22 protein-coding genes are annotated in these 25,037 nt (G+C 73.5%); 9 read left to right on the forward strand and 13 right to left on the reverse strand.

Annotation, left to right across the window (positions count from 1 at the left end):
• The first annotated feature begins 165 nt into the window (after window positions 1–165).
• On the forward strand, window positions 166–840 hold the full coding sequence (locus ABNF97_RS19450; protein ID WP_349339338.1) for a hypothetical protein: 675 nt from the start codon (window positions 166–168) through the stop codon (window positions 838–840).
• A 51-nt stretch (window positions 841–891) separates the two neighbouring features.
• Here the strand turns inward: ABNF97_RS19450 and ABNF97_RS19455 are convergent, their stop codons facing one another.
• From ABNF97_RS19455 to ABNF97_RS19465, 3 genes are all read right to left on the reverse strand, one after another.
• On the reverse strand, window positions 892–2,229 hold the full coding sequence (locus ABNF97_RS19455) for a cupin domain-containing protein (protein WP_130466018.1): 1,338 nt from the start codon (window positions 2,227–2,229) through the stop codon (window positions 892–894).
• 166 nt (window positions 2,230–2,395) lie between these two features.
• Window positions 2,396–2,701 carry a hypothetical protein gene (locus ABNF97_RS19460; RefSeq protein WP_130463088.1) on the reverse strand — a complete coding sequence of 102 codons (306 nt, stop codon included), beginning with the start codon at window positions 2,699–2,701 and terminating at the stop codon, window positions 2,396–2,398.
• Window positions 2,702–3,020: 319 nt separating this feature from the next.
• Window positions 3,021–4,043 (reverse strand): substrate-binding domain-containing protein, encoded by a 1,023-nt coding sequence (locus ABNF97_RS19465; protein ID WP_130463089.1) that lies wholly within the window; start codon window positions 4,041–4,043, stop codon window positions 3,021–3,023.
• A gap of 257 nt (window positions 4,044–4,300) precedes the next feature.
• Between ABNF97_RS19465 and ABNF97_RS19470 the strand changes: the two genes are divergently transcribed.
• On the forward strand, window positions 4,301–5,830 hold the full coding sequence (locus ABNF97_RS19470) for a glycoside hydrolase family 43 protein (protein WP_349339340.1): 1,530 nt from the start codon (window positions 4,301–4,303) through the stop codon (window positions 5,828–5,830).
• Between the two features lie 66 nt (window positions 5,831–5,896).
• Here ABNF97_RS19470 and ABNF97_RS19475 read toward each other — a convergent pair whose 3' ends face one another.
• The 6 genes from ABNF97_RS19475 to ABNF97_RS19500 all read right to left on the reverse strand — a co-directional run bounded on the left by ABNF97_RS19475 (window position 5,897) and on the right by ABNF97_RS19500 (window position 10,874).
• Window positions 5,897–6,349, reverse strand: coding sequence for a YbhB/YbcL family Raf kinase inhibitor-like protein (locus ABNF97_RS19475; RefSeq protein ID WP_130463091.1), 453 nt, complete (start codon window positions 6,347–6,349; stop codon window positions 5,897–5,899).
• A gap of 178 nt (window positions 6,350–6,527) precedes the next feature.
• On the reverse strand, window positions 6,528–6,998 hold the full coding sequence (locus ABNF97_RS19480) for a DoxX family membrane protein (protein ID WP_130463092.1): 471 nt from the start codon (window positions 6,996–6,998) through the stop codon (window positions 6,528–6,530).
• 209 nt (window positions 6,999–7,207) lie between these two features.
• Window positions 7,208–7,804 (reverse strand): dihydrofolate reductase family protein, encoded by a 597-nt coding sequence (locus ABNF97_RS19485; protein WP_207230526.1) that lies wholly within the window; start codon window positions 7,802–7,804, stop codon window positions 7,208–7,210.
• A 255-nt stretch (window positions 7,805–8,059) separates the two neighbouring features.
• Window positions 8,060–8,632, reverse strand: coding sequence for a hypothetical protein (locus ABNF97_RS19490; protein WP_349339341.1), 573 nt, complete (start codon window positions 8,630–8,632; stop codon window positions 8,060–8,062).
• Between the two features lie 39 nt (window positions 8,633–8,671).
• Window positions 8,672–9,754, reverse strand: a complete 1,083-nt coding sequence (locus ABNF97_RS19495) for a nitroreductase family protein (RefSeq protein WP_130463094.1) — start codon at window positions 9,752–9,754, stop codon at window positions 8,672–8,674.
• A gap of 91 nt (window positions 9,755–9,845) precedes the next feature.
• Window positions 9,846–10,874 (reverse strand): Acg family FMN-binding oxidoreductase, encoded by a 1,029-nt coding sequence (locus ABNF97_RS19500; RefSeq protein ID WP_349339342.1) that lies wholly within the window; start codon window positions 10,872–10,874, stop codon window positions 9,846–9,848.
• Between the two features lie 168 nt (window positions 10,875–11,042).
• Here ABNF97_RS19500 and ABNF97_RS19505 point away from each other — a divergent pair, with 168 nt between their 5' ends.
• Entirely contained in the window at window positions 11,043–11,681 is a 639-nt protein-coding gene (locus tag ABNF97_RS19505; RefSeq protein ID WP_130463095.1) for a response regulator, read from the forward strand.
• A gap of 56 nt (window positions 11,682–11,737) precedes the next feature.
• Here ABNF97_RS19505 and ABNF97_RS19510 read toward each other — a convergent pair whose 3' ends face one another.
• The 4 genes from ABNF97_RS19510 to ABNF97_RS19525 form a co-directional block, all read right to left on the reverse strand.
• Window positions 11,738–13,408: a GAF domain-containing sensor histidine kinase gene (locus tag ABNF97_RS19510; protein ID WP_502930521.1), complete on the reverse strand. Its 1,671-nt coding sequence runs from the start codon at window positions 13,406–13,408 to the stop codon at window positions 11,738–11,740.
• A gap of 230 nt (window positions 13,409–13,638) precedes the next feature.
• Window positions 13,639–16,329 (reverse strand): bifunctional acetate--CoA ligase family protein/GNAT family N-acetyltransferase, encoded by a 2,691-nt coding sequence (locus ABNF97_RS19515; RefSeq protein ID WP_349339343.1) that lies wholly within the window; start codon window positions 16,327–16,329, stop codon window positions 13,639–13,641.
• Window positions 16,330–16,504: 175 nt separating this feature from the next.
• Window positions 16,505–18,928, reverse strand: a complete 2,424-nt coding sequence (locus ABNF97_RS19520) for a phosphoketolase family protein (RefSeq protein WP_349339344.1) — start codon at window positions 18,926–18,928, stop codon at window positions 16,505–16,507.
• 194 nt (window positions 18,929–19,122) lie between these two features.
• Window positions 19,123–19,323, reverse strand: coding sequence for a hypothetical protein (locus ABNF97_RS19525; RefSeq protein ID WP_349339365.1), 201 nt, complete (start codon window positions 19,321–19,323; stop codon window positions 19,123–19,125).
• On the opposite strand from ABNF97_RS19525, the gene ABNF97_RS19530 reads away from it, so the two are divergent.
• The 6 genes from ABNF97_RS19530 (at window position 19,303) to ABNF97_RS19555 (ending at window position 24,983) form a co-directional block, all read left to right on the forward strand.
• Window positions 19,303–19,470 carry a Scr1 family TA system antitoxin-like transcriptional regulator gene (locus tag ABNF97_RS19530; protein ID WP_349339345.1) on the forward strand — a complete coding sequence of 56 codons (168 nt, stop codon included), beginning with the start codon at window positions 19,303–19,305 and terminating at the stop codon, window positions 19,468–19,470. The genes ABNF97_RS19525 and ABNF97_RS19530 overlap by 21 nt on opposite strands.
• 28 nt (window positions 19,471–19,498) lie before the next feature.
• Entirely contained in the window at window positions 19,499–19,693 is a 195-nt protein-coding gene (locus tag ABNF97_RS19535) for a DUF397 domain-containing protein (protein WP_130463098.1), read from the forward strand.
• 164 nt (window positions 19,694–19,857) lie between these two features.
• Complete coding sequence (locus ABNF97_RS19540) at window positions 19,858–20,529, forward strand: TetR/AcrR family transcriptional regulator (protein WP_349339346.1); 672 nt, start codon at window positions 19,858–19,860, stop codon at window positions 20,527–20,529.
• Window positions 20,526–21,362, forward strand: a complete 837-nt coding sequence (locus ABNF97_RS19545) for an SDR family NAD(P)-dependent oxidoreductase (RefSeq protein WP_349339347.1) — start codon at window positions 20,526–20,528, stop codon at window positions 21,360–21,362. Before ABNF97_RS19540 ends, ABNF97_RS19545 begins: the two co-directional genes overlap by 4 nt.
• Before the next feature lie 379 nt (window positions 21,363–21,741).
• Window positions 21,742–23,517: a hypothetical protein gene (locus ABNF97_RS19550; protein WP_349339348.1), complete on the forward strand. Its 1,776-nt coding sequence runs from the start codon at window positions 21,742–21,744 to the stop codon at window positions 23,515–23,517.
• A complete protein-coding gene (locus tag ABNF97_RS19555; protein ID WP_130463102.1) occupies window positions 23,514–24,983 on the forward strand; it encodes a ferredoxin in 1,470 nt (489 codons plus the stop codon). Before ABNF97_RS19550 ends, ABNF97_RS19555 begins: the two co-directional genes overlap by 4 nt.
• Window positions 24,984–25,037 lie beyond the last annotated feature (54 nt).

Consider the following 25,037-nt stretch of genomic DNA (forward strand, 5'->3'; position numbering starts at 1 on the left):
CGGCGCCTGGGTCGCGCTCGACGTGCAGGGCGGGGAGCTGACCTCGGCGCTCTATCCCGGGGCCGGCGGCGGCCCGGACTGGTACCCCCGGCCGTGGCGCGGGCTCTTCTTCGACCGCTCGGTGCACCGGACCGGTCAAGTGATCATCCCCTATGGACCATCCCGATGAGCGGCGACCTGGAACCGGAGACCAGCTACGCGCAGGCGATCCGGCGGCTCGCCGAGCTGACCGGCCGCGCCGAGGCGGAACGCGCCGAGGCGAACGCCTGGTACGAGCGCCAGTGCGCCGCCGCCGACCGAGCGGTACACGACGCGGCGCAGGCGGTACGCCGGGCCGAGGCCGAGGTGACGGCCGCCCAGCAGGAGGTGGACCGTACCGAGGCCGAGTCGATCCACCTGTGGAGCATCCTGCGCGGGCAGTTCGGTACGGCCGACCGGCGGGTAGGCGAGCCGCCGGTGCCGCGCAACGGGGTCGGCGCACCGGTCGACGTCGAGGCGCTGCTCGACGGGGTCCGCGAGCTGCTGGACCGGGCCCGGAAGCCGGGTGAACTGCCGCCGGGGGCCCGGCCACTGCTGGCGTTCTTCGGGGTGCTCGGCGCCGCCGCCGCGTACGCCCTCGGGATGGTCGCCCGGGCCGTCGGCGACCGGTACGGCGGGGACCTGGCGGTGGCCATGCCGGTGCTCGGGCTGCTGGTGACGCTGCTCGGCCCGGTCGTCGGGCTCGCGCCGGCCCGGGCACTCGCCGACCGGCGGCACGCCGGCCTGGACGTACGCTCCGCACTCGTGGTCGTGGTCGCCGGCCTGCTCACCACCGGCGCCCTCTTCGCCCTTCTCCGCTGACGGGTAAGGAAGGCCCCCGCACATACAGAAAGCGGTATGCGGGGCCCCTTCCTACCCGGGTACCGCGACCGCCTCCCGGAGCAGCCGCCGGGCCAGCACGATCCGGTCGGCGTCGCCGTCGAGCCCGGGAAGGTCGCCGACCCGGTGCACCCGGCCGGCGAGGAACGCCCGGAGCGCCGGCTCGCACTGGGCCGGAAAGGTCACCGTGCGGTCGAAGAGCGACAGCGCCACCCGATCCGGGCCGTCGCCGTCCTCGGCCTGCTGGGCGGCGGTCAACCGCCAGCGCAGCCCGTCCCGGGGCACCAGCCGGGTTTCGGCGTCCAGCGCGGTGATCGCCGCCGCCTGGGCGAGGGGCCGGATCGGCGCCGGCCTGGCCGCCGGCCAGGCCCGGGCCCGCAGCCGGGCGGCGACCGCGGCCGGGTCCGCCCGCGGCAGCCAGTCCCGCAGCGCCTCGACGGTCTCGGTCAGCTCCGGTCCGATCTCGTCGGCCTCGGCCACGTCCATCCCGAACGGCAGCGTGGCGCGCAGTCGCGGATCCTCGGCCGCCAACTCCAGCAGCGCCTCCACCAGGGCGTACCGGGTGAACGCCCGGACGCCGACGGTCAGGTGCAGGCTGCTCTCGTCCTGCGCCCGGGCGCTGTGCAGCCAGCCCCGGGGCAGGTAGAGCGCGTCGCCCGGACCCAGCACCACATCCAGCACCGGTGGGCCGTCCGCGACCGCCGCCACCTCGTCGGCCCGGCCGCCCCACGGCTGCCGCTCCAGCGGGTCGGGCAGCACCGGCTCGTGCACCTGCCAGTGCTTGTGCCCGTCGACCTGGAGCACGAAGACGTCGTGCGTGTCGTAGTGGGTGGCGAAGCCCTGGTTTCCCGGCGGCGTCAGATAGGCGTTCACCTGGAGCGGCTGGCCGAGCTGCCGGCTCAGCTCGCGGGTGAAGTCGATCAACGGCGGCCAGGTCCGGTGCAGTCCCTGGAGCACCAGGGTCGCCCCGTCGGCGTAGAGCGCGAGGACCCGCTCGTCGAGCACCTGGTCGGCGATCTCGGCCCCCGCGCCACCGCCGCCGGTGTACTGCCCGGCCGGCAGCACCTGACCGTCCCGGGCCACCCGCAGAAACGGGGTACGCAGTCCGCGCCGGCTGAGCAGTTCGTCGGCGTCGACCGGACTGAGCAGGTCGCGGAAGCCGTCCGGGCTGTCGAGTTCGGCGGCCCGGGACAGCAGCGCGGTCCGCCCCCAGTAGGCGGTGGCGAAGGTCGCCGGTTCGACCGCCACGCAGCGGGTCAGGGCCGATCGGCCGACCGGGCCGGTCCTGGGCGACCGGGCCGGGTGACCGTCGCCGCCCGTCCCGGTCGCCGGATCCGTCACGGCGGCGACCGACGCCACCGGTTCGGGCATCGGGTTCGACCGCTCGGTCGGCGGTGGAGCCTGCCGGTGACCGTCGGCTTCGAGGGCGGGACGGCGGACGACCGCCGGCGGCGCCACCGCCGAGGCATCCGGCCGGTACTCCGCCGCGACCGTGCCGGTCGAGCCGTCGTCTTCGGTCATCGCCGGTACCGCAGCGCTAGCGGGCGGCGCTGTCGGCGCCGCCGTCCTGCTGCCCCGGGGTCGCGCCCGCGTCGGCCGGACCCTCGGCGGCACCGTCGGCACCACCGTCGTGCTGCCCCGGGGTCGCGCCGCCGTCGGCCGGGCCCTCGGCAGCACCGTCGGCACCACCGTCGTGCTGCCCCGGGGTGGCTCCGGCGTCGGCCGGACCCTCGGCAGCACCGTCGGCGCCGCCGTCCTGGCCGAGCGGGTTGGCCCCGCCGTCGGCCGGACCCTCCCCACCGCCGCCGCCCGCGGTCCGGATGTCGTCGTCGTCGAGTCTCATCAGGTGCTCCCTCGGGTCAGCGCCCTGCCGGGCGGCCGGGCGTCACTTCGCGGGTGGTGGTACCCCGCCCCCGATCACCTCTAACCCGGCAAACCGGTCCGCTCGCGTGCGGGAGTGACTCGGCACCCAGCCGACCGCTGTCGGTCAGCCGGTACGGCAGGCGGCGCGGCCGGGGGCAAACCGCTTGCCGGGCCGGCCACGTGGCGCCCGTCCGACTGCGCCCCGGCAGACCGTCCCTACGGCGCCCCGGCAGGCCACTCCGGCGGCTACCGGAAATCTCCCGGAAGTTCGCGCCGGGCCTCGCACGCGCCCGGCGGGGTCACTTCCGGGCGTACGGAGCCGAACTGTCCCGGACCACCAGGTCGGTGGAGAGTTCGACCCGGGGCGTGTCGAGCGGCTCGCCGCCGGCCAGCCGGAGCACCGTCCGGGCGGCCAGCAGCCCCATCTCGGCCAGCGGCTGCCGCACGGTGGTGAGCGGAGGCGAGGCCCAGCGCGCCTCCGGCAGATCGTCGAAGCCGACCACGCTCACGTCGTCGGGCACCCGCAGACCGCGTCGCCGGACCGCCTCGTACGCCCCGAATGCCATCTGGTCGCTTGAGGCGAAGATCGCCGTCGGCGGCTCGTCGAGGTCGAGCAGCGCGGCGCCGCCGGAGTAGCCCGACTCGTGGTAGAAGTCGCCGGGCACGATCAGCTCGTCGCACAGCGGAATGCCGGCGGCGTCCAGGGCGGCCCGGTAGCCGTCGAGCCGGGCCCGGCTGCACAGCAGTCGCGGCGGGCCGGCGATGAAGCCGATCCGGCGGTGGCCGAGCGAGAGCAGGTGCTCGGTGGCGCGCAGCCCACCGGCCCAGTTGGTCGCGCCGATCGTCGGAATGTCCAGGTGGGGCACTCCGGCCGGGTCGACCAGCACCATCGGCACGTTCAGCCGGCGCAGCTCGGCGTGCACCGGCGGGGCGAGGTCGCTGGCGACCAGGATCACTCCGTCGGTGGCCCGGGTACGCAGGTTCTGCAACCACTGCCGGGTCGAGGCCGACCGGCGGTGGATCGCCGAGACCACCGTGCCGACCCCGGAGGCGTGTGCCACGTCCTCCACCCCTCGGATGATCTCGACGGCCCAGGGGCTGTCCAGGTCGTTGAAGATGAGGTCGATCAGGCTCGCCCCGGCCCGCGGTCTGGTGGCCCGTCGGCGGTAGCCGTGCCGGCGGAGGAGTTCCTCCACCCGTTCCCGGGTCTGCGGCGCCACATCGTTGCGTCCGTTGAGTACCCGGGAGACCGTCGGCACCGACACGCCCGCCTCCTGGGCGATGGCGGTGATCGTGATCCTGCGTCCTTCGTCGACCGTCACGAGGCAGCTCCTTCGTTGAGGCTCCAGCCTACGACCGAAACACTTTCGAGGATGCACCGGCGTCGGTCGCGCGCACTCCCAGTATTTTGCCCCAGAATCCGGGGTTGACTGACCGTCCGGTGGGCCATAACGTTCCGACCGAGTTACGGAACAATTCCGGAAAGTTTACGCCGGAGAGGATCGTCCATGCCCCCGTTCCACGCAACCACGATCCCCCGGGGCCGGGCAACCGGTGAACCGGCCGTGATCGACTCCTGATGACGGTCCCCGGCGACCCGGTCATCCCCGGCTTCCATCCGGACCCGAGCGTCTGCCGGGTCGGCGACGACTACTACCTTGCCTGCTCCAGCTTCGAGTACTTCCCTGGGGTACCGATCTTCCACAGCCGGGACCTGGTGAGCTGGACCCAGCTCGGCAACGTCCTCGACCGGCCCAGCCAGCTCGTACTGCCGCCCGGTACACCCTCCTCCGGCGGGGTCTACGCGCCCACGCTGCGGCACCACGACGGCCGGTTCTGGCTGATCACCTCGAACATCCCGCACGGCGGCACCCTGCTGGTCACCGCCGAGGACCCGGCCGGCCGCTGGTCGGATCCGGTGCACCTGCCCGACGTCCTCGGCATCGACCCCGACCTGGCATGGGACGACGACGGCACCTGCTGGTGCACCGTCGCCGGCATCGACCAACTCCGGATCGACCCGGTCCGGGGCACGGCACGCGGCCGGCCGAAGCGGATCTGGTCCGGCACCCCGGGCGCGCAGGCCCCGGAGGCGCCGCACCTCTACCAGATCGACGGCACCTGGTACCTGCTGATCGCCGAGGGCGGCACCGAGCGCGGCCACGGCATCTCGGTGGCCCGGGCCCCGGCCCCGGACGGTCCGTTCGAGCCGTGCCCGGCCAACCCGATCCTCAGCCACCGCAGCACCGACCATCCGGTGCAGAACACCGGGCACGGCGACCTGGTGCAGGCCTCGGACGGCTCGTGGTGGCTGGTCTTCCTCGGGGTACGGGCCCGGGGCGGCACGCCCGGCTGGCACGTACTCGGCCGGGAGACCTTCCTCGCCCCGATCACCTGGTCCGACGGCTGGCCGGTGGTCGGACCGATCGGCGCGATGCCGCGTACCCAGGCCTCGTCCACGGCGCACCTGGGCACCGTACCGGCGCGGGACGACTTCGACACCACGGAACTGCACCCGCAGTGGATCTCGGTACGGGCCCGGCCGCCGGAGGACGTCTCGCTGATCGAGCGGCCCGGCTGGCTGACCCTGCGGGCCCGGGGCGGCTCGCTCGACGAGCCGACGGTGACCTTCGTCGGCCGTCGGCAGGAGCAGCACGACGTCCGGATACGCGCCCTGGTCGATCCCGGCGTCGGCCGGGGCGGCCTGGCGGTACGCCTCGACGAGGCCCACCACTACGCGGTCGAGTTGGGCGGCGGCGAGATCTGGGTACGGGCCCGGATCGGGCCGCTGTGCCAACGGATCGCCGCCCGCCCGATCACCGGCCCGGTGGTGCTGCGGGTCGAGACCTGGGCCTCCGGGCCGGGCATGGACCATCCCCGGCAGGAGCCGGACGTGGTGCGGCTCGGCTACGAGGCACCGGACGGCGAGTTCGTGGTCCTCGCCGAGCTCGACGGACGGTACCTCTCCACCGAGGTCGCCGGTGGCTTCACCGGGCGGGTGATCGGCTGCTACGCGACCGCCGACGCCATCGGAGTCGACTGGTACGACTACCGGGTCCTGGCCTCGCTGGACCGGGCCGAGGTGATCGACGACCTGGTCGACGCATGAGTCGCCCCGATCGGGCAGCGCGAGCGCCCGTACCGGGATGGTGGCAGGCCGACCCCGGCGGCGCGTTCAGCGGGCGAAGGTGCCGACCATGTTGCCGCTGGCCAGTTCCAGCCTCCGGACCGCACCGTGCACGTCCGGCGCCTGCGGTGCGTCGGGCAGCTCCAGCGGCCGGTTCACCGCGTACAGCCGGAAGAAGTACCGGTGCGGCTCGTCGTCGACCGGCGGATGGGGCCCGCCCCACCCCGTCGTGCCGAAGCCGTTCGTCCAGGCCCGGCCGCCCGGCGGGATCCCGCCCTCGTCGACACCGCCGGAGGTCGCCTCGATCCCGGTCACCAGCCAGTGCAGAAACGGCGTACGCCCGGCGTCCCGGTCCTCGACCAGCAGGACCAGTTCGGTCGCCTCGTCCGGCACGTCGGACCACTCCAGTGGTGGCGAGACGTTGCCGCCGTCCCGGGAGAACCGGTCCGGTAGCCGGTCGTGGTCGTTGAAGGCGCGGCTGCGCAGCAGAATCCCGGCCATGGCGTCGCGCTCCTCCCGGGTTCGGAAACCTGTCCGGGCGCCACCGGTCGACGGTGCCGGTGACGCCGCCCGTCGTTCTCTCGGCGTACCCGGGTTGGACGGGGCGAAACAGCCGGCCGTCGGCCAGCGGCAGCGGACGGCCGGCTGGCCCTGTTCGACCGCCGGCCGCCGGGTGTGCTCAGCCGCGTCGCCTGCCGCACCGGCGGGCGAGCTGCCGGCCCAGGCCGCGGCGCTTGCCGGCGGCCCGACCGAGCAGGTCGTCGAGGAACAGGGTGAGGCCGGCGCCGACCAGCCAGCTGTCCTTGGCGATCGGCACACCCTGCTGGGTCGGCCGGGGGCTGCCCGGCTCGTGCATGCCAGGCGTCGCCCAGTACAGCCGCATCAGGCCGCCGCCGAAGCCGAGCAGGCCCAGCCCGACCAGCGCGGACGGGATCACCGGGATCAGCAGGGCGGCGCCGAGCGCCACCTCGGTGCCGGCCAGCAGCCGGGCGAACTGCCCGGGTGGGATCCGCTTGATCGGCGGGATCGCCCCGGCCGCCATCCCGTGCATGCCCGCCGCCTCCTCCCCCTCGAGATTCCACTTGGCCAGGCCCGAGTTCAGGACGAACGCGCCGATCGCGGCGCGCAACGGAAGATGGGACACGTTCATCGGTCGCTCCGCTCTGCCGGTACCGCTGTCTCGGCCCGCCTACCCGGATGGGCCCGGCCGCACACCGCGACATCGGCGACGGGTGGCGCAGCCGGCTCGCGCGGCCCGGGTCAGCCGGAGAGCTCCCGTTCCAGCGGGGTACGAATTGTGGTGATCCGGGCCGCGCCGAGCCGTCCGGTCAGCTCCGCCACCGCCGCCCTGCTGCCCGGTCAGGGTTGCCCGAACGAGCCGATGACGATCTCGCTGGCCGGCTCGTACCTGCTGATCATCGCCCCGTTGGACGAGACCGTGCTCTGCACCAACTTCAGGCCGGCCGGGACGGTGCCGTCGGCGAAGAGCCTCTTGCCCGAGCCGAGCACGACCGGGAAGACCAGCAGGCGGAACTCGTCGATCAGGCCGTGCCGCAGCAGTGTCTGGATCAGGTTGCCGCTGCCGTGCACCTGCAACTCGGGTCCGTCCTGCTGCTTGAGCGCCGCCACGCCCTCGGCAACGTCACCCTCGATCAGCACGGACTTCTCCCAGCCCAGCGCGGGGCGCCCCCGGGAGGCGACGTACTTGGTGGCCCGGTTGAGCGGCTCGGCGCCTTGCTCCTGCGACGCGTGCGGCCAGTACGAGGCGAAGATGTCGTAGGTCCTGCGCCCGAGCACCAGGTCGAACGGCTTGCCCATCAGGTCGCCCATGGCCTCGGCCACCTGGTCGTCCCAGTAGTTGACCATCCAGCCTCCGTGGGCGAACCCGTTGTCGCTGTCTTCCTCGGGGCCGCCCGGAGCCTGCATGACCCCGTCGAGGGTGAGGAACGTACTCACGACCAAGTTCCGCATATCGGTGTCCTCTCGATCAGGTCCTCCGCGCCGTGCGGCGGGACCGTCGTTGTCGTCGCGCTCGCTTCTGCCAGAAACTTTCGCACCGACAACTTAAATTGTCAAGACTGATTGTCTTGTCGGTCTACGGTCCGCTTCGCCGCAGCCGGAGGGATGAGAGGGGTAGGCGTACGGTGTCGACCCGAAATGCGCCTGGCGGGCACCACCGTCGGTGGTGCCCGCCAGGCGGGGTGACTGGCGTCACTTGAGCCAGGGCTGGCGCCGCACGATCGGCAGCCTCGCCCAGATCCGGCCGAGGCCCCAGGTGTCGCCGGCGCCGACCAGGGCCAGACCTGCCAGCAGCGCGGCGTTGACCAGGTGCTCGTCCAGGAACGGGTTGTTCGGGGGAGGCAGGACGACGGTCCACATCAGCACGTACAGCAGCCCCCCGGCGACGGCGGCGACCCGCAGGCCGATCCCGGCCAGCAGGGCGACACCGATGCCGAGCAGGCCGACCATGAACAGGACGTCGGCCCAGGCGGCGCCGGCGATGTCGTGGTACAGGCCCTGGAAGGGGCCCTCCGCACCGAACGCCAGGAAGCCCTTGGTCGGGCTGCCGCCGTTGATCCAGGCGTCCTTGCTCTCGGTCGCGTAGCCGAAGCCGAAGGTCTTGTCGAGGAAGGCCCACAGGAAGGTCCAGCCCAGGGCGAGCCGGATACCGGCGAAAACGTACCGCGCGGCCCGCTGGGCGCCGGTCTCCGCACCCACCGGGTCGGCCGCCGCGGCGGTCTGGCGGGCGACGGGCTGGTTGCTGGTCGCCGTCATCGTCGTCACGTCCTCTCGTTTCGTCCGCGCTGTCCCTCGCGGCTACCTCTATTCGACAGCGGCGGCCACCCTGCCGGACAGGGCCGCCGGACCGGTCGTTCCCGGGACCTTGTACCCGTTTCCAGGGGCCGTCCGGTTTCCGTCCTGCGGGCCAGGCTGGTCTTCCCGCCCGGGCCGGTCCTTCCGGGCCGGTGCCGTCGCCGGCTCCACCCGGTGGGCCGCCCGCCGACCGATCCACAGCACCATCTGCGGCCGCCCGTACCGGCCGAGTGCCAGGCGGAGTTGCTCCCGTGCCGCCGGGACGACGATCGCCTGCGCCTGCAGGCGGGTGGTCAGACCGGCCGACGCGGCGGTCACCAGGACGCGCTGCAACGCCTGCCCGGCCCGCAACTGGTCGCCGGGAGTGTCCAGCGGGCTGCCCAGCACGGCGACCATCGGCTCACCCGGCTCGGCCCCGGACGCGTGGGCCGGCGCGGACGGGACGGGCCTGCCGGTCGCCGGGCTCCCCCGGTCAGCGCCCGGTCCGGCCCGGTTCCCCGGCTCCCCGGACGGCGGCGCTCCGGCACGCCAGCGGACCGCGTCCGCCGCGTCCGCCGCGTCCGCCCGGCCACGCTCCAGTACCCGCCGGGCACCCGCCTCGATCTCGGTGAAGGCGGCCACGGCGGGATACCCGACGATCAACTCCAGCCATCCGTGCTCCAGCTGGGCGGCGTCGATCAGCCGGCGACGGACCTCCGACGGCACCGGCGCCGGGACGACCGGTCCGGCATCGTGGTAGCCGTGCGACAGCGCCGCGAACAGCTCCCGCTCGGCGGGGCCGGGTGCCTGCGCCGGACCGGGATGCAGCCGCGCCAGCAGCTCCGGCTCGTCGCGGTACGGACGCAGCCGGACGAGCGCGGGGCGGCCGCTGACCGCCAGCGCCAGCCGTACGTTGAACAGCCCGGCGCCGCCGCCGATCCGGGCGGCCCACCCGGCGTGCTCACCCGCCGGATCGCCGTCCGGGGTGACCAGCACGTCGATCGCACCGTCGCGCAGCCGTAGCCACGGCCGGCTCCGTTCCGCGGCGGGTGCCTGGGCCGCGGCGGCGACCGCCCGGCCCAGGTCGGTCCGTGAATAGCCCGTCGGACTCATCCGCTTCCTCCTCGCCATCCCGGCCGGCTCGACGTCCCCGCCCGTCTCCGGCACCCGATCGCGGCAACGGCGGCGGTCCGCTCGTCCCGCCTCAGTCGGCGTACTCGATCACGTCGGCCGGCTCCAGCCGGAGCACCGGCGGCAACGGATCTGGGTCGGCGGCGAAGCCGAGCCGGACCACCACGTATGGCTCACCGATCTCGGCGAGCAGGTTCCGCATCAGCCACCGGGGCCACTCCAGCTCGACCGGGTCGCTCAGCGGTGCGGTGGCGAGACCCTCCGCCACGGCGGCCAGCAACAGGGCGGAGAGTGCCTCACCACCGGTGAGCAGGTCACCGGGGGTGTCACCCGGGCCGAACACGATCGCGTAGGTGGCACCCCGGTCCGTGCCCTCGCCCACCTCCAGGCCGGGCGTGCCGCCGAGCGCGTGTTCCCGGATCGGCACCCGCCGCGGACCCGGGCGGACCGCCGAGGCGGCCGGTACGCCGTCCCGGCTCTCCGGTGGGCGGTTCGTCCAGCGTCGCAGCTCGGTCCGGTACGCGGGGTCCTCCAGCTCGGCCGCGGCCGTGTTGGCCGTCGCGACGGCCAGCATCGGCATCTGGTCGTCGCGGACCAGGTGCAGGAAGGCGCCCTCGGCCTCGACCACCCCGCGGAACCGGCGCAGGGTCGACTCGGCGACGGGCTGCTCACCGAAGGCCCGCCGGTCGGTACGCCGCCGCCGACCCGCCTCGTGCTGCCGGAGCTGCTCCGGATCGGGCTCCAGCCGTCCGGTCACCGTGATCCGGGCCAGTACGTCCGGGTCGGCGTGGTGCGGAAACCGCGCGACCTCGGTGCGGTATCCGGCGACGGCGAGTGCCAACCGCGCGTGGTGCAGGGCCGCGCCGCAGCTGACCAACAGCAGTCGCCGGGTCGGGTCGATGCTGTGCACCTGCCGGGAGCGGTCCGCCCGCAACGTCAGTACGGCGCCGGGGCCGATCCGCCAGCGCCACGGCTGGGTGTTGAACACCGAGGGCGCCAACAGCGCGTACGTGGCGGCAACGCCGAACGCGGCGCGGACCTCGGCGGTGGAGACCGCCGATCCGTCGGTGGCCGTCGGCGCGGTGCTCCGATTGGGGATCATCGCACTTCCTCCTCGTTCGCTGCCTGCCCCACCACCGTGCGCCGCCGCCGGGCCGCGCCGGCAGGGCCGCAGGTCCCCTGTTGCCGGGCCGCATTCCCCGCTCCCGGATGACGGCGTTCGGGACCTTCGACCCTGGCGGCCGGAGCGTTCCCCGGATAGGAAGGAGGGGTGATTAGGGTCTTCCTGCTCGACGACCATGAGGTGGTCCGACGCGGCCTGGCCGGGCTGCTCCAGAGTGACGGCGACATCGAGGTGGTCGGAGAGTCCGGTTCCGCGCAGGAGGCAGCGCGGCGAATACCCGCACTCCGCCCGGACGTGGCGATCCTGGACGCGCGGCTGCCGGACGGCAACGGCATCGACGTGTGCCGGGACGTCCGGGCGGTCGACTCCGGCATCAAGGGGCTGATCCTGACCTCGTACGAGGACGACGAGGCGCTGTTCGCCGCGATCATGGCCGGCGCCGCCGGGTACGTCCTCAAGCAGATCCGCGGGACCGATCTGGTGGACGCGGTCCGCCGGGTGGCGGCCGGCCAGTCCCTGCTGGACCCGGCGGTCACCGCCCGGGTGCTGGACCGGATTCGCACCGGTGTCGAGCAGCCCCGGGAGTTCCAGTCGCTGACCGAGCAGGAGCGGCGGATCCTGGAGTACGTCGCGGAGGGGCTCACCAACCGGGAGATCGCCGGCAAGATGTTCCTGGCCGAGAAGACCGTGAAGAACTACGTCTCCAGCCTGCTGGCCAAGCTCGGTCTGGAACGGCGTACCCAGGCCGCGGTGCTGGCCACCCGCCTGCTCGGCGAGCGGCACTGACCCGCGGACACCGCCCGGCCCCGGCCCGACCGGCACCGGGCCGCTCGGGCCGGGGCTCAGTCGCGCAGCGGTACCCGCCACACGATCGTCGTGCCGGTCGGCTCGGTCCGGTCGATCCGGAAGCTGCCGCCGCACCGCTCCGCGCGCTCGCGAAGGTTGACCAGGCCGCCACGGGCCAGCGCCGGATCGGTGCCCACCCCGTCGTCGGCGACCTGTACGCACAGCTCACCGTCGCTCACGTCGACGGTGACCGTCACCCGACTCGCCCGGGCGTGCCGGACGGCATTCGAGAGGGCCTCGCCCAGCACGGCGAGCAGATCGGGACGGACCCGGTCGGGTACGGCGCTGTCCACCGGCCCGGTCATCTCCAGACCGGGACGGAATCCGAGCGCCTCGGCGGAGTTGGCGACCAGGTCCCGGATCTCGGTCCGCAGCGCCGCGCTCATCGGGGTGCGCAGTTCGAAGATCGCCCGCCGGATGTCCCGGATGGTGGAGTCGAGATCGTCGACGGTGGCGTTGAGCCGCTCCCGCACGTCCGGCCGGGCAGCCAGCGGCGCCACCGTCTGCAACTGGAGCCCCGTCGCGAACAGCCGCTGGATCACCACGTCGTGCAGGTCCCGGGCGATCCGCTCCCGGTCCTCCAGGACCACCAGCAGCTCCCGCTCCTCCTGGGCCCGGGCCCGCTCCAGCGCCAGCGCCGCCTGACCGGCGAACGTCGCCAGCAGGGTGCCCTCGGCGTCGGTGCCCACCTGCTCCCCGCCGGGGTAGCCGACGACCAGCACCCCGTGCAGCGCGTCGCCGACGATCAGCGGGGAGATCAGTCCCGGGCCGCTGGTGACCGCCACCGGCCACGGCGCCGCCTTCGCCAGGCTCTCCGCCACCGCCTGCCGCCGCCGGGTCACCGGCTCGACGAAGGCCGTGTCGTCGGCGGCCAGTACGGCGCCGACCAGGTCCTCGGCCGGCTGGGCGCCGTCGGCGACCTCGACCGTGAACTCCCCGGCGCCCTCGTCGTAGAGCAGCACCATGGCGGTGTCCGCCTCGGCGACCTCGCGGGCTCGGCGGGCGATCAGCCGCAGCGCGTCGGTACGGCGTACCTCGCCCAGCAGCACGCCGGTGATCTCGGCGGCGGCGGCCAGCCAGCGCTCCCGTCGGTGCGCCATGGCGAAGAGCCGGGCGTTCTCGATGATCACCCCGGCGGCGGCGGCAAGCGCGACGACGATCTCCTCGTCGTCGTCGGTGAACTCCGCGGCACCCTGCTTCTCCGCCAGGTAGAGGTTGCCGAAGACCTGGTCCCGGATGCGGACCGGCACGCCGAGGAAGCTGTGCATCGGCGGGTGGTTCGGCGGGAAGCCGTACGACTGCGGGTGCTGGGTGATGTCCGGCATCCGCAGCGGGCGGGGGTCGGCGATGAGCAGACCGAGGACCCCCCGACCGTGCGGCAGGTCGCCGATCCGGGCCTGGGTCTCGGCGTCGATGCCGTGCACGATGAAATTGGTCAACAACCGGTCGGGGCCGATGACGCCGAGGGCGGCGTACCGGGCGTCGGCCAGCCGGCACGCGGCCGCGACGATCCGGTCCAGGGTGCTGTGCAGGTCGAGGTCGGTGCTGATCCCGACCACGGCGGTCAGCAGTGCGCGCAGCCGTTCCCGGCTGGTGACGACCTCGCCGACCCGGTCCAGCATCTCCTGGAGCAACTCGTCGAGCCGGACCCGGGACAGCGGCGTGATGCCCAGCGACGGGGCTGGAAAGGCCGGCCCGGCAGGCGGCGTCGTCTCGGTCACCCGGCGATGGTATCCAACGGTCCGGGCCGGGCGGGGCACCAGCTGATCATGGGGGTCGACCCGGCCGCCGGATCGCGCCCGCTGATCATGGCGTCGACCGGCCCCGCACCGCACCACCGGTCGTCGCGCGCTGTCGACCCGCGACCGCACCGCCGCGGTCCGCCGGGTCCGCCGGGTCAGCCGGCGGACCGGAGGTACCGCAGGACGCGGTTGGGCTCCGCACCGACCGGGGCGAGCCGCAGTTTGGCGTCGACCACCGTCACCCCGGTCGGGCCGACCAGCACCGGGTTGAGATCGAGTTCGGCCACCTCCGGCAGGTCCTCGGCGAGCTGCCCGAGCCGGCAGAGCAGCTCCTCCAGCGCGGCGGTGTCGACCGGTGGGGCGCCCCGGTAACCGGTGAGCAGGGGTGCGGCGCGCAGGGACCGCCACATCCGGCCCGCGTCCAGGTCGGTCACCGGCGTCGGCCGCAGCGACCGGTCGCCCAGCAGGTCGGTGTGCACCCCGCCGAGCCCGACCATCACCAACGAGCCGAACTGCGGGTCGTGCACCACCCCGGCGACCAGCTCCAGTTGGCCGTGTGCCATCGGCTGCACCAGTACCGGCCCGGCCGTTCCGGTGGCCGCGGCCACCGCCGGGTACGCCGCCCGCACCTGGTCCGGGCCGCCCAGCCGCAGCGCCACCCCGCCGACGTCGCTCTTGTGCACCAGGTCCGGATCGGCGGCCTTCAACGCGACCGGGTAGCCGAAACCCTCGGCGGCGGTGACCGCCTCCGCGACGGTCGCCACCAGGCGCGCCGGTACCACCGGGATGCCGTAGCTGCCGAGGACCTCGGCGATCCGGTCGTACGGCTGCCAGCCGGGACCGGTGGCGAGTGCCGCGCGCACCAACTCCCGGCCCCGACCGGCGCCGGCGACCCTCGGCGGGACGGCGCCGGCCGGTTGCCGGAGCCAGTCGGCGTACCAGGCGGCGCCGCCGATCGCCCGGACGGCGCGTTCCGGCAGGTCGAAGACGGGGGTCCGGCGGCTACCCATGGTGGCCGGCGGATCGGCCAGGCCGAGTACGACGACGGCGGCGGTGAGTCCGGGCGCGTCGTCGAGGACCGGCGCGACCGCGTCCAGCATCGCCGGCACGTCGTTGGCCCGGGTCGCCGCGATCACCAGCAGCACCGAGTCGACCTCGCCGCTGGCCGCGACCACCCGGACCGCGTCGGCCAGCGCGGCCGGACTCGCGCCGGCCCCGAGGTCGAGCGGGTTGTCGTCGCCGGCCAGCGGGGTTAGTACCGCCCGCAGCCGCTCCCGCAGCGCCGGGCTGAGCGATCCGACCCGGAGCTTCGCCCCGTCGGCGGCATCGGCGGCCAGCACGTTGACCCCACCGGCATTGCCGATGACGGCGAGCCGGTCACCCGCCGGCAGCGGCTGGTCGGTGAGCAGCCGGGCGGTGTCCATCAGGTCGCCGAGGGTCTCCAGTCGGATCACCCCGGCCTGGGCGAAGAGCGCGTCGACGGTGCTGTCCGGGGCCGCCGCGGCGGCCGTGTGTGAGGCACCGGCCCGTACTCCGGCACGGGACCGGCCGCTCTTGACCGCCAGCACCGGCTTGCGCCGGGCGAGCCCACGGACCAGTCGGGCGAACCGGCGGGGGTTGCCGAACGACTCCAGGTAGAGGGCGACCGCCCTGGTCGCCGGGTCGTCGTGCCAGTACGCGATCAGGTCGTTGCCGCTCACGTCGGCCTTGTTGCCGAGCGAGACGAAGCTGGAGAGGCCGCAGCCGGCCCGCTCGGCGTGCTCCAGCAGCGCTATGCCGACCGCACCGGACTGCGAGGCGACCGCCAGCCCTCCGGCCGGCGGCAGTACGGGTGCGAAGGTGGCGGCGAGCCGGACCTGCGGGTTGCTGTTCAGCAGCCCGATGCAGTTCGGGCCGACCAGCCGGATCCCGTGGGTCCGGGCGACCTCCACCAGTTCCCGCTGGACCTGCCGGCCGGCGGCACCGCTCTCGCCGAGCCCGGAGGTCAGGACCACCGCGGCCCGCACCCCGGCGGCGGCCGCGTCCCGGATCGTGTCGACCACCGCCGATGCGGGTACCGCGACGACCGCCAGGTCCACCGGTTCGGGCAGCGCCGACAGGCTCGGGTACGCCGGCAGCCCGCAGATCTCCGTGGCCTGTGGGTTGACCGGGTGGACCGGGCCGGTGAAGCCGTACCGGATCAGGCTGCGCAGCGTCTCGTGTCCGATTCCGCCCGGGGTACGGCCGGCGCCGACCACCGCCACCGAGCGGGGTTCGAGCAGCGGTCGCAGCGAGGCGCGCGCCGCCACCCGGTCACGGGCGTCGGCCGCGCCGAGTTCCTCCTCGCTGACCTCGGTCGGCAGGTCGACGGCCAGCACCGCGTCGTCGGTCCGGGAACCGGCGCGTCCGGTCAGGTCCGCCGCGACCTGGAGCATCGCGGCGTTCGTCGGCAGGACGTCGCCGCGCAGTTCGGTCACGCCCGCCGCGCCGGCCACCGTCCGCAGGTGCTCCAGCAGCAGCGTGCCGATTCCCCGGTCACGCTGCCCGTCCGCGACGAAGACCGCGAACTCGGCGCCGGATCCGCCGCCACCGGCCTCGTAGGAGGCGACCCCGGCGAGCTGGCCGGCGGTCTCGGCGAGTACGGCGCCGTGCTCGGCGGGTGCCGGGGGCCGGCAGAGCCGGTCGACCTCTGCGGCGATGGCCCGCTCACCCGGCAGGGCGAAGAACCTCATCCGCAGGCTCTCCGGCGAGCTGCGCCGGTACAGCTCGGTCAGCCGGTCCCGGTCCTGCGGCATGACGGCACGGATCCGCACGATCCCACCGTCGATGGCGAGCGCGTCGACGCCGGGTATGGCCTGCACGAACACGGTTGGTACCCCATTTCGAGTGGTCCGTTCTCGCCCAGCGAGCCGCTGGTCGTCCGCCTACCAGCACACCCCGGCGCGACCCCGACCGGACAGGGCCGGAGCGCCCGTCCCGGCGGGCCGCTCGGCCTTGTCCGGCAGGTCAGCCCCATCCGGCAGGTCAGCCTTGTCCGGCAGGTCAGCCCCGGGCCGCCCAGTCGCCGAGGGACCAGTCCCGTACCTCCGGCATGTCCTCCAGGTGCTCGACCACGTACGCCTCGTGCCGGAGCAGCTGCCGCTCGCACCAGTCGCTCAGCTCCGCCGCGCCCCGGGGCAGCCGCCGGGCGTTGTTGATCGCGTCCAGCACGAGGTGGTAGCGGGAGGTCCGGTTCCGTACCGTCATGTCGAACGGCGTGGTGGTCGTGCCCTGCTCCACGAAGCCACGCACCCGGAACCGGTCGACGTCCGGCCGCCCGTGCACCAGCTGGTGGATGGCACCCGGATAGCCGTGGAAGGCGAAGACCACGTCCACGGTGTCGGTGAACAGCTCGGTGAAGTGGGTCGGGCTCATCCCGTGCGGGTGGTCCCGGGGCCGGACCAGCGTCATCAGGTCGACGACGTTGACCACCCGGACCCGCAGCCCGGGCAGGCGTTCCCGCAGGATCTGGGCGGCGGCGACGGTCTCCATGGTGACCACGTCGCCGGCACACGCGAGCACGATGTCCGGGTCGTCGCTGCCGTCGTCGGTGCCGGCCCACTCCCAGATCCCCGCCCCCTGGGCGCAGTGCGCGACCGCGTCCGGCATGGACAGCCACTGCAACTGCGGCTGCTTGTCGATGACGATCAGGTTGATGTACGAGCGGGACCGCAGGCAGTGGTCGGCGACCGAGAGCAGGCAGTTCGCGTCCGGCGGCAGGTAGACACGGGCGATGTCCCCGCGTTGGGTGAGGACCACCTGGATCAGGCCCGGCCCCTGGTGCGAGAAGCCGTTGTGGTCGTTGCGCCATGCGGTCGAGGTGAGCAGGATGTTCAGGCTCGGTACCTTCGCCCGCCACGGCAGGTGCCCAGCCTCCTGGAGCCACTTTCCGTGCTGGACGGTCTGCGACGCGCTGACCATCGCGAACGCCTCGTAGGTGGCGAACATCCCGTGCCGACCGGTCAGCGTGTACCCCTCCAGCCAGCCGTGGCAGTTGTGCTCGGAGAGCACCTCCATCACCCGGCCGTCGCGGCCGATCGCCACGTCGTCGTCGGTGACCCGCTCCATGAAGGCCCGGTCGGACGCCTCGAAGACGGCGCCGAGCCGGTTGCTGTTCGTCTCGTCCGGACAGAACAGCCGGAACGTGTCGGTGTTGCGGCGGTAGACGTCCCGGAGCAGCTCACCGAGCCGGCGGGTCGACTCGACGCGCAGCTTCGCCGGTGCCGGGACGTCGACCGCGTAGTCGCGGAAGTCCGGCAGGTCCAGGTCGCGGGTGAGCAGCCCGCCGTTGGCGTGCGGTGAGGCGCTCATCCGCAGGTCACCCCGGGGCGGAAGGTCCCGCACGGCGGCGACGGTGGCGCCGGCGTCGTCGAAGAGCTCCTCCGGCCGGTACGACCGCAGCCAGCGCTCCAGGATCGCCAGGTGTTCGGGGTTGTCCCGTACCCCGGAAAGCGGCACCTGGTGGGACCGCCAACTGCCGGTGACCCTGACCCCGTCGACCTCCTCGGGACCGGTCCAGCCCTTCGGCGAGCGCAGGATGATCAACGGCCAGCGCGGCCGGCTGCCGTCCCAGCCGCCGCCGTCGCGGGCCGCCCGTTGGATCTCCCGGATCCGGCCCCAGGCGTCGGCGAGGGCGGCGGCGAAGCGGTGGTGCGAACCGGGCAGGTCCTCGGCGTCGACCTCGATCACCTGGTAGCCGTGCCCCTCGAACAGCACCCGGACCTCGGCCGGGTCCTTTCGGGCCAGCACGGTCGGGCCGGCGATCTTCGCCCCGTTCAGGTGCAGGACCGGCAGGACGGCACCGTCCCGGGCCGGGTTGACGAACGACACGCCCTTCCAGGAGCCCTCCAGCGGTCCGGTCTCCGCCTCGCCGTCCCCGACCACGGCGACGGCGAGCAGGTCGGGGTTGTCCATGACCGCGCCGAAGGCGTGCACGAGGACGTACCCGAGTTCGCCACCCTCGTGGATCGAGCCGGGTGTCGTCACCGAGACGTGGCTCGGGATCCCGCCGGGGCTGGAGAACTGCCGGAAGAGCCGGAGCAGACCGGCCTCGTCCTGGCCGACTCCGGGATAGACCTCGCTGTAGGTGCCCTCCAGGTAACCGGCGGCCACCAGCGCCGGCCCGCCGTGCCCCGGCCCGGCGAGGTAGATCGCCTGCTGCCCGGTGAGCCGGATCAGCCGGGAGACGTGGGCATAGATCAGGGACAGGCCGGGACTGGTCCCCCAGTGCCCGAGCAGTCGCGGCTTGATGTGTTCCGGGGTCAGCGGTTCACGCAGCAGCGGGTTGCCGCGCAGGTAGATCTGTCCGACCGTCAGGTAGTTGTTCGCCCGCCACCACGCGTCCAGCCGGGCGAGTTCGGTCTCGTCCGGCGCCGCGAGGGCGTGCAGGATCGCGGCGTCGTCCGCCGTCCCGATCCGGTCCTTCATCTCTGTTACCACGCTCAACCCTTCCCCCAGACGTACGTCGCCGGCGGCCCGGCCCGGCTGCGGATGGAGACCCGCTGTGGTGTCCCGGCCGCCTTCCTCACGGTATGGCCGTCCCACCCACCGCGCAGCGGTCCGAGGTCCACCCGGCACGGGACCTTCGACCCGACCGCAGCGTCGGGTCCCGGCAGGAATCGTCAGGCCTGGGGTCGGACGTAGTGCCAGCTCTCCCGGACGGCCTCCACGCCGTCCGCGTCGACGACGTAGCCGCGCAGCAGCAGCCAGTCCCGGCCGTCGTCGATCTTCGGCGGTACGCGGGTCACCCGCAACCGAAGGTCACCGGTGACCGGGGGTTGGGCGGAGCCGGGGCGTTCCTCATGTTCGACTTCGGGGAGCATGGGGTTCACCCGAAGCCATCCACTGTGTACACCGAGGCCGCTACCGGTGCCGTCTACCTGGACAAAACCAACGAAGTAGCTGCTTACGAGGCGATCTGGGCCAGCGTGGAAGAGCTGGCGCTGGACGAGGACAATCACGGGACCTGATCGACTCCGTTGCGAAGGAGTACGAGTCATGACTGATCTTTCCGGCGCGCACTGGCGCAAGAGCAGCCGCAGTACTCCCGACGGCAACTGTGTGGAGGTTGCCGACAACCTTGCCGGGGTTGTGGCGGTCCGGGACAGCAAGGACCAGGATGGCCGGACCCTGGTCCTCGCGGCGGCGGCGTGGCGGGCGTTCGTCTCCGCTACGGGTCGGCCCGGCCGGTAACCGCGTCGCCGCCAGCCGGCCCCACCGCCTAGCATCGCCGGGCATGGACGACCCGGATCACCGCCGCCATGTCGCCTTCCCGTTGACCCAGGACCGCTCGGCTCCGTCTGGTCGAGCCAAGCGCTCGCCAATCACCGGGGAGACCGCGATGGTATCTTGTCCAGATGGACAGGCCGAATGGACAACCAGCACGGCGACGGCTGCTGGACGCGGCGGCCGAACTGGTTGCCGAGCGCGGGTGGGGGCGGGTGACCACCCGGGCGGTCGCCGAGCGGGCCGGTCTGCCGCACGGGGCGGTGAGCTACCACTTCGCCGGCAAGCAGGTACTGCTCACGGAGGCGGTGCTGGACCTGGTCGACCGGGCGTTCCCGCTGGAGTCGGTACGGGCCGCCGGAGATCTCACCGGGTTGGTGTCGCTGATGCGGTCCTGGGCGAGCGACGCCGCACCGGCCACCTCCGACGCCCGGTCGAAGGCCGATCGGCCGGCCGGTGAGGATCTGGCCGACCGGGTAGGCAGTGCGGTCCTGATGGAGGCGATGCGTGAGGCCGGACGCGACGCCGCCGTGCGGGATCGCCTGATCGGTTTGCTGGGCGACTACCGGCAGGCCGTTGCCGACCTGGTTCGTGCCGAGCAGCGGACCGGGGTCGTCCGGCAGGTCGATCCGCTCGGGTTGGCGACGCTGCTGGCCGCCGCCGGTGATGGGCTACTGCTACACGCCATGCTGGACCCCCACGTCGAGCTTGCCGGTGCCGTCGAGGCACTCGACGTACTCCTGGCAGGCGAGCGCAGCCAACAGGGGGATGGCCGCGTCACGACTGGGTCGGAGGAGCGATGAGCGGTCGGGCCGAGGCCCGGATCGTGCTGGTCACCGGGGCGTCTTCCGGCATCGGCGCGGCGACGGCGGACGTGTTCGCCCGCGCGGGCTGGCGGGTGTTCGGCACCAGCCGCCGCGCCCGCCCGAGCCGGGACGGTATCGAGATGCTGCCGCTGGACGTGCGATCCGACGAGTCCGTCGACGACTGCGCCGCCCAGGTGATGGCCCGGGCGGGACGTATCGACGTGCTGGTCAACAACGCGGGGATCATGCACACCGGGATGGCGGAGGAAACCAGCCTGGACGAGGCTCGCGCGTTGTTCGAGACCAATCTGTTCGGAGTGGTGCGGATGACCAACGCGGTGCTGCCGCAGATGCGAGTCCGCCGGCACGGCCGCATCGTCAACGTGGGCTCGGCGGCCGCGTGGGTGGGTGAGCCCGGTGAGGCGTTCTACGCGGCGTCCAAACAGTCCCTCGCCGGCTACACCGAGGCGCTGCGGCACGAGGTATGGCCGCTGGGGATCACGGTGTCGCTGGTCGAGCCCGGCGCCTTCGCGACCGACATCGTGGCCTCGGCGTCGACCAGCGCGGGACGGATCACCGACTACGACCCGGTACGCCGAGCGGCGGTGCGGACCCTCCAGGAGAGCCTGCGCCGCGGGGGCGACCCGCACAAGGTCGCAGACCGGATCATGGAGGTGGCCGCTGCCCGTAGCCCTCGGCTGCGCTACCCGGTCGGACCAGCGGCGCGCTGGCTGCCGTTACTCAGGGTGCTGCTACCGCAGCGTCTATTCGACCACCTGCTCCGTCGCGGTTACGGGCTGCGCGAACAGGCGGCTCCGCGAGCCCGCTGACGATTCGACACCGCGCAACGGAAACGCCGGTCCGGCCGGCCTGGATCTCATGGATCGCTGGTCGCCGCACTCCCCGGGTACGGCGTCGTACAGACCGTCATCATGGTGGCGAAGCTCTTCACCGGTTGACCCCAGATTGCCCACCCCCAGGGGGGAGCCAACTCACCGATCGTGAAACATAATCGGCACGGGACTCATCCCCCCGGCCCGTTTCCCCGTACCTGATGTGGGTCGGACCGCCGTCCAGCGACGCGCGGCGGTACGGCTCCGCCCAAAGTGGCGTGATCGGGACGGGGCACAATAGGCGGCCGTGCTCGCGCGCGGCGGGCGGGCAGGCGGGGCGTGGTGGTGGGCGCCGAGGCGGAAGATCGAGGAGCAGATGGCCCGGACCAGACAGATTCAGCGTGCCAGCGTCCCCATGAGCTTCACCAGCCGGGGAAGCACACCCAAGCCGCAGGGCGCCGTCGTCATCCTCGTCGTCTCGACACTGGCGGCGCTCTGGGCGGCGGCGATGCTGAGCCCGATGGGTGGGCTGATCAACGCCTACATGTTCGTTTACATGACGTTCTTCGCCGGCCCGGCGACCCTGGTGGCGCTGAGTCTGACCGTGATGGTCGGGTTGGTGGCGACCGACCGGATCGTGCTGTTGATCCGGCACCGGGTACTGCTCCAGTCGGCGCACCGGTCACTCGGCATCATCTCGGTCTTCGCCCTGGTGTTGCACGTCCTGACGAAGATCACCGCCGGGCACGTCAGCCCCGACAAGGCGCTGCTGCCGTTCGTCAACGGCGCCAACTTCTACGTCGGGCTGGGCACCATCGCCGGGGCGATGATGGTGGCGGTGCTCTGGACCGGGCTGGTCCGGGCCCGGTTCGCCGGGGTCGGCAAGCCGTGGCTGTGGCGGACCCTGCACAGCATCTCGTACGCCGCCTGGCCGATCGCGCTGGTGCACGGGCTGCAGGCCGGTCGACCCGCGGCCACCTGGGTCACCCTCAGTTACCTACTCTGCGTGGCTATCGTGCTGGCACTGCTCGGCGTCCGGCTCTCGGTCACGCTCGGTCGTAAACGTGCCGAGCAGGGCCAGACCACCGGCGCGCTGTCCCCGGTGGGCCGGCCGGGCAAGCCGGGCCGGCCGGGGAAGCCGGCCAAGCCGGGTCCGGTCGGCCGAACCAGCTCGATGGCACCGGCCAAGCGTCGGACCGCCGACGAGATCCGGGCCAGCCGGGCCAACTCGCCGGGCCACGACACCGGCCGGAGCCGGCGCAGCCGGTGGGAGGACGACACGTTCGGCGGCCGCAGCGGCCGGTGGGAGGACCCGGAGACCGCGAGCGGGCGGCGCGGTGCCTCCGGGAGCCGATCCGGGCGCGACGATCCGGACAGCTACCGCGGCCGGCTGGACGACACCCAGGGCGGCGGCCGGCGGCGCCGGGACAGCCTCTCCGACCTGCGCGGCGGCTCGGAAGCGGCGATCGACGCCTGGGCCCGGGCCGGCGAGCTGGACAGCACCCACGCACCCCGGGGCCGTTCCGACCGCTTCGCCGTACCCGAGGTGCCGCCGCCCGGCAGCATGTCGGCCGACAGGGAGCGTGATCTCGACGACGCCGAGCTGCCGTGGGACAGTCCCCGGCGCTGGGCTGCCGACGAGCCGGGAGAGCCGTGGGAGCGACGGCGGGGCGGCGAGGACGACGCGACGTACCGCCGGTCGCGGGCCGGGGACGACAGGTCGGCCGGCGTCGACGGCGACGGGGGCCGGTGGTCGCGGTCGGAGACCGACGGGTCGGGACGGCGGTCGTGGCGGGAACCCGACGACGAGCCGACCTCGACCGGCGCCACCCGGGCCGGCCGGCGACGGCGGGCCGCCGACGAGGAGCCGATCGACCGCTCCGGACGACACAGCCGGGTTCGGGGCGGTGACGACGCCGAGGAGAGCACCGCCGAGTGGGGCCGGGCCGCCCGGTACGAGCCCAACCTCGTCGCCCGCGCGGACGACGAGGATGATGACGACGACAAGCCCGCCCTGATCGACCTTGCCGCCCGCCGGTCCCGCAGGTCCGACGAGCCGTCCGGCCGGTCCTCCCGGCGCCGGGACGACGAGCCGGACGAGGCGGCCGAGGAGGGCGCGTACTGGACCAGTCTGAAAGGTGAAGCGCGGTGAGTCTGACCGCCGTACCCCCGGTCGCCTGCTTCGGCGAGCCCCGGCTCACCGCCGGGTTCGACGAGTTCGGCCGCCTCGACCTGACCGCGCACGAGATGGTGCACGGTGCCGTCAACCCGCTCTCCCCCAAGGGCCTGCTCCGACTGGTCGAGGGGATCGAGCTGAAGGGCAAGGGTGGCGCCGGCTTCCCGTTCGCCCGCAAGTTCCGCGCCGTGCTGGAGTCGGCGGACCGCCAGGACCTGCCGACCGTCGTGGTGGTGAACGCGACCGAGGGTGAACCCGGGGCCTGGAAGGACAAGGCGCTGCTCACCCGCGCCCCGCACCTGATCCTGGACGGGGCCGCGATCGCCGCCTACGCACTGGACGCGGAGGAGATCGTCATCGGTGTCGCCGACGACGGGATCGGCGAGGCGTCGCTGAGCGCCGCGCTGGCCGAGCGCCGGATGCCGGTACGCACCGGCATCGTCACCGTGCCGCACCGGTTCATCTCCGGCGAGGGCGGCGCCCTGGTGCGCGGGATCAACGGCGAGGCGCACATCCCGCCGGGAATCAAGATCCGGGCCAGCGACACCGGGGTCGGCGGCCTACCGACCCTGGTCTCCAACGCCGAGACGTACGCCCAGCTCGCCCTGGCCGCCCGGCTCGGCCCGTACGAGTACGGCACGGTCGGCACCGCCGACGAGCCCGGCACGGTGCTGCTGACCGTGACCGGGGCGGCGGGGCGGCCGGCGGTGGTGGAGTGCCCGACCGGCATTCCGCTACGGGACGTGTTGGAACTCTGCGAGACGCCGGAGGGTCCCGGCGTGCTCACCGGCGGCTACCACGGCAAGTGGATCAGCGCGGAGGGTGCGGCCAGCGCCGAGGTGTCCCGGGCGGGCTTCGCCAAGGTCGGCGGCGCGCTCGGCGCCGGCATCATCATGCCGTTGAGCGCCGAGGTGTGCCCGCTCGGCGAGGCCGCCCAGGTCGTCACCTACCTGGCCGGTGAGTCTGCCGGGCAGTGCGGCCCGTGCCGGCTCGGCCTGCCGGACCTGGCCCGGTCGCTGGACCTGATCGTCGGCGGCAGCGCCGCCGCCGAGGTGGTCCGGGCGGCGGCCGGTGCGGTGAAGGGTCGCGGCGCGTGCAGCCACCCCGACGGCACGGCGCGGTTCGCCACCTCGGCTCTGGAGATCTTCACCGAGGACCTGGAGGCACACGCCGCCCGGGGTACCTGCGGCAAGAAGGTCAAGGGGATCCTCGGACTGCCCAACGCCGCCGACGCTCCGACCTCCAAGCTGGTGGTCGACTGGTCCCGCTGCGACGGGCACGGGCTCTGCGCCGCCGTGGTGCCGGAGTTCATCCGGCTGGACTCCAACGGCTTCCCGTCGTTCCCGTCCACCCCGGTGCCGACCTGGCTGGAAGAGGGCGCCCGCAAGGCGGTGCGGATGTGCCCGGCGCTGGCCCTGCGGATGACCCCGGTCAACGGCTGACCCTTCACCGGCCCGGAGCCGTCCCTTCCGGACGACCTCGACACCCGGTCGCAT

This window comes from Plantactinospora sp. B6F1 (assembly GCF_040120695.1).
Classification (GTDB): domain Bacteria; phylum Actinomycetota; class Actinomycetes; order Mycobacteriales; family Micromonosporaceae; genus Plantactinospora.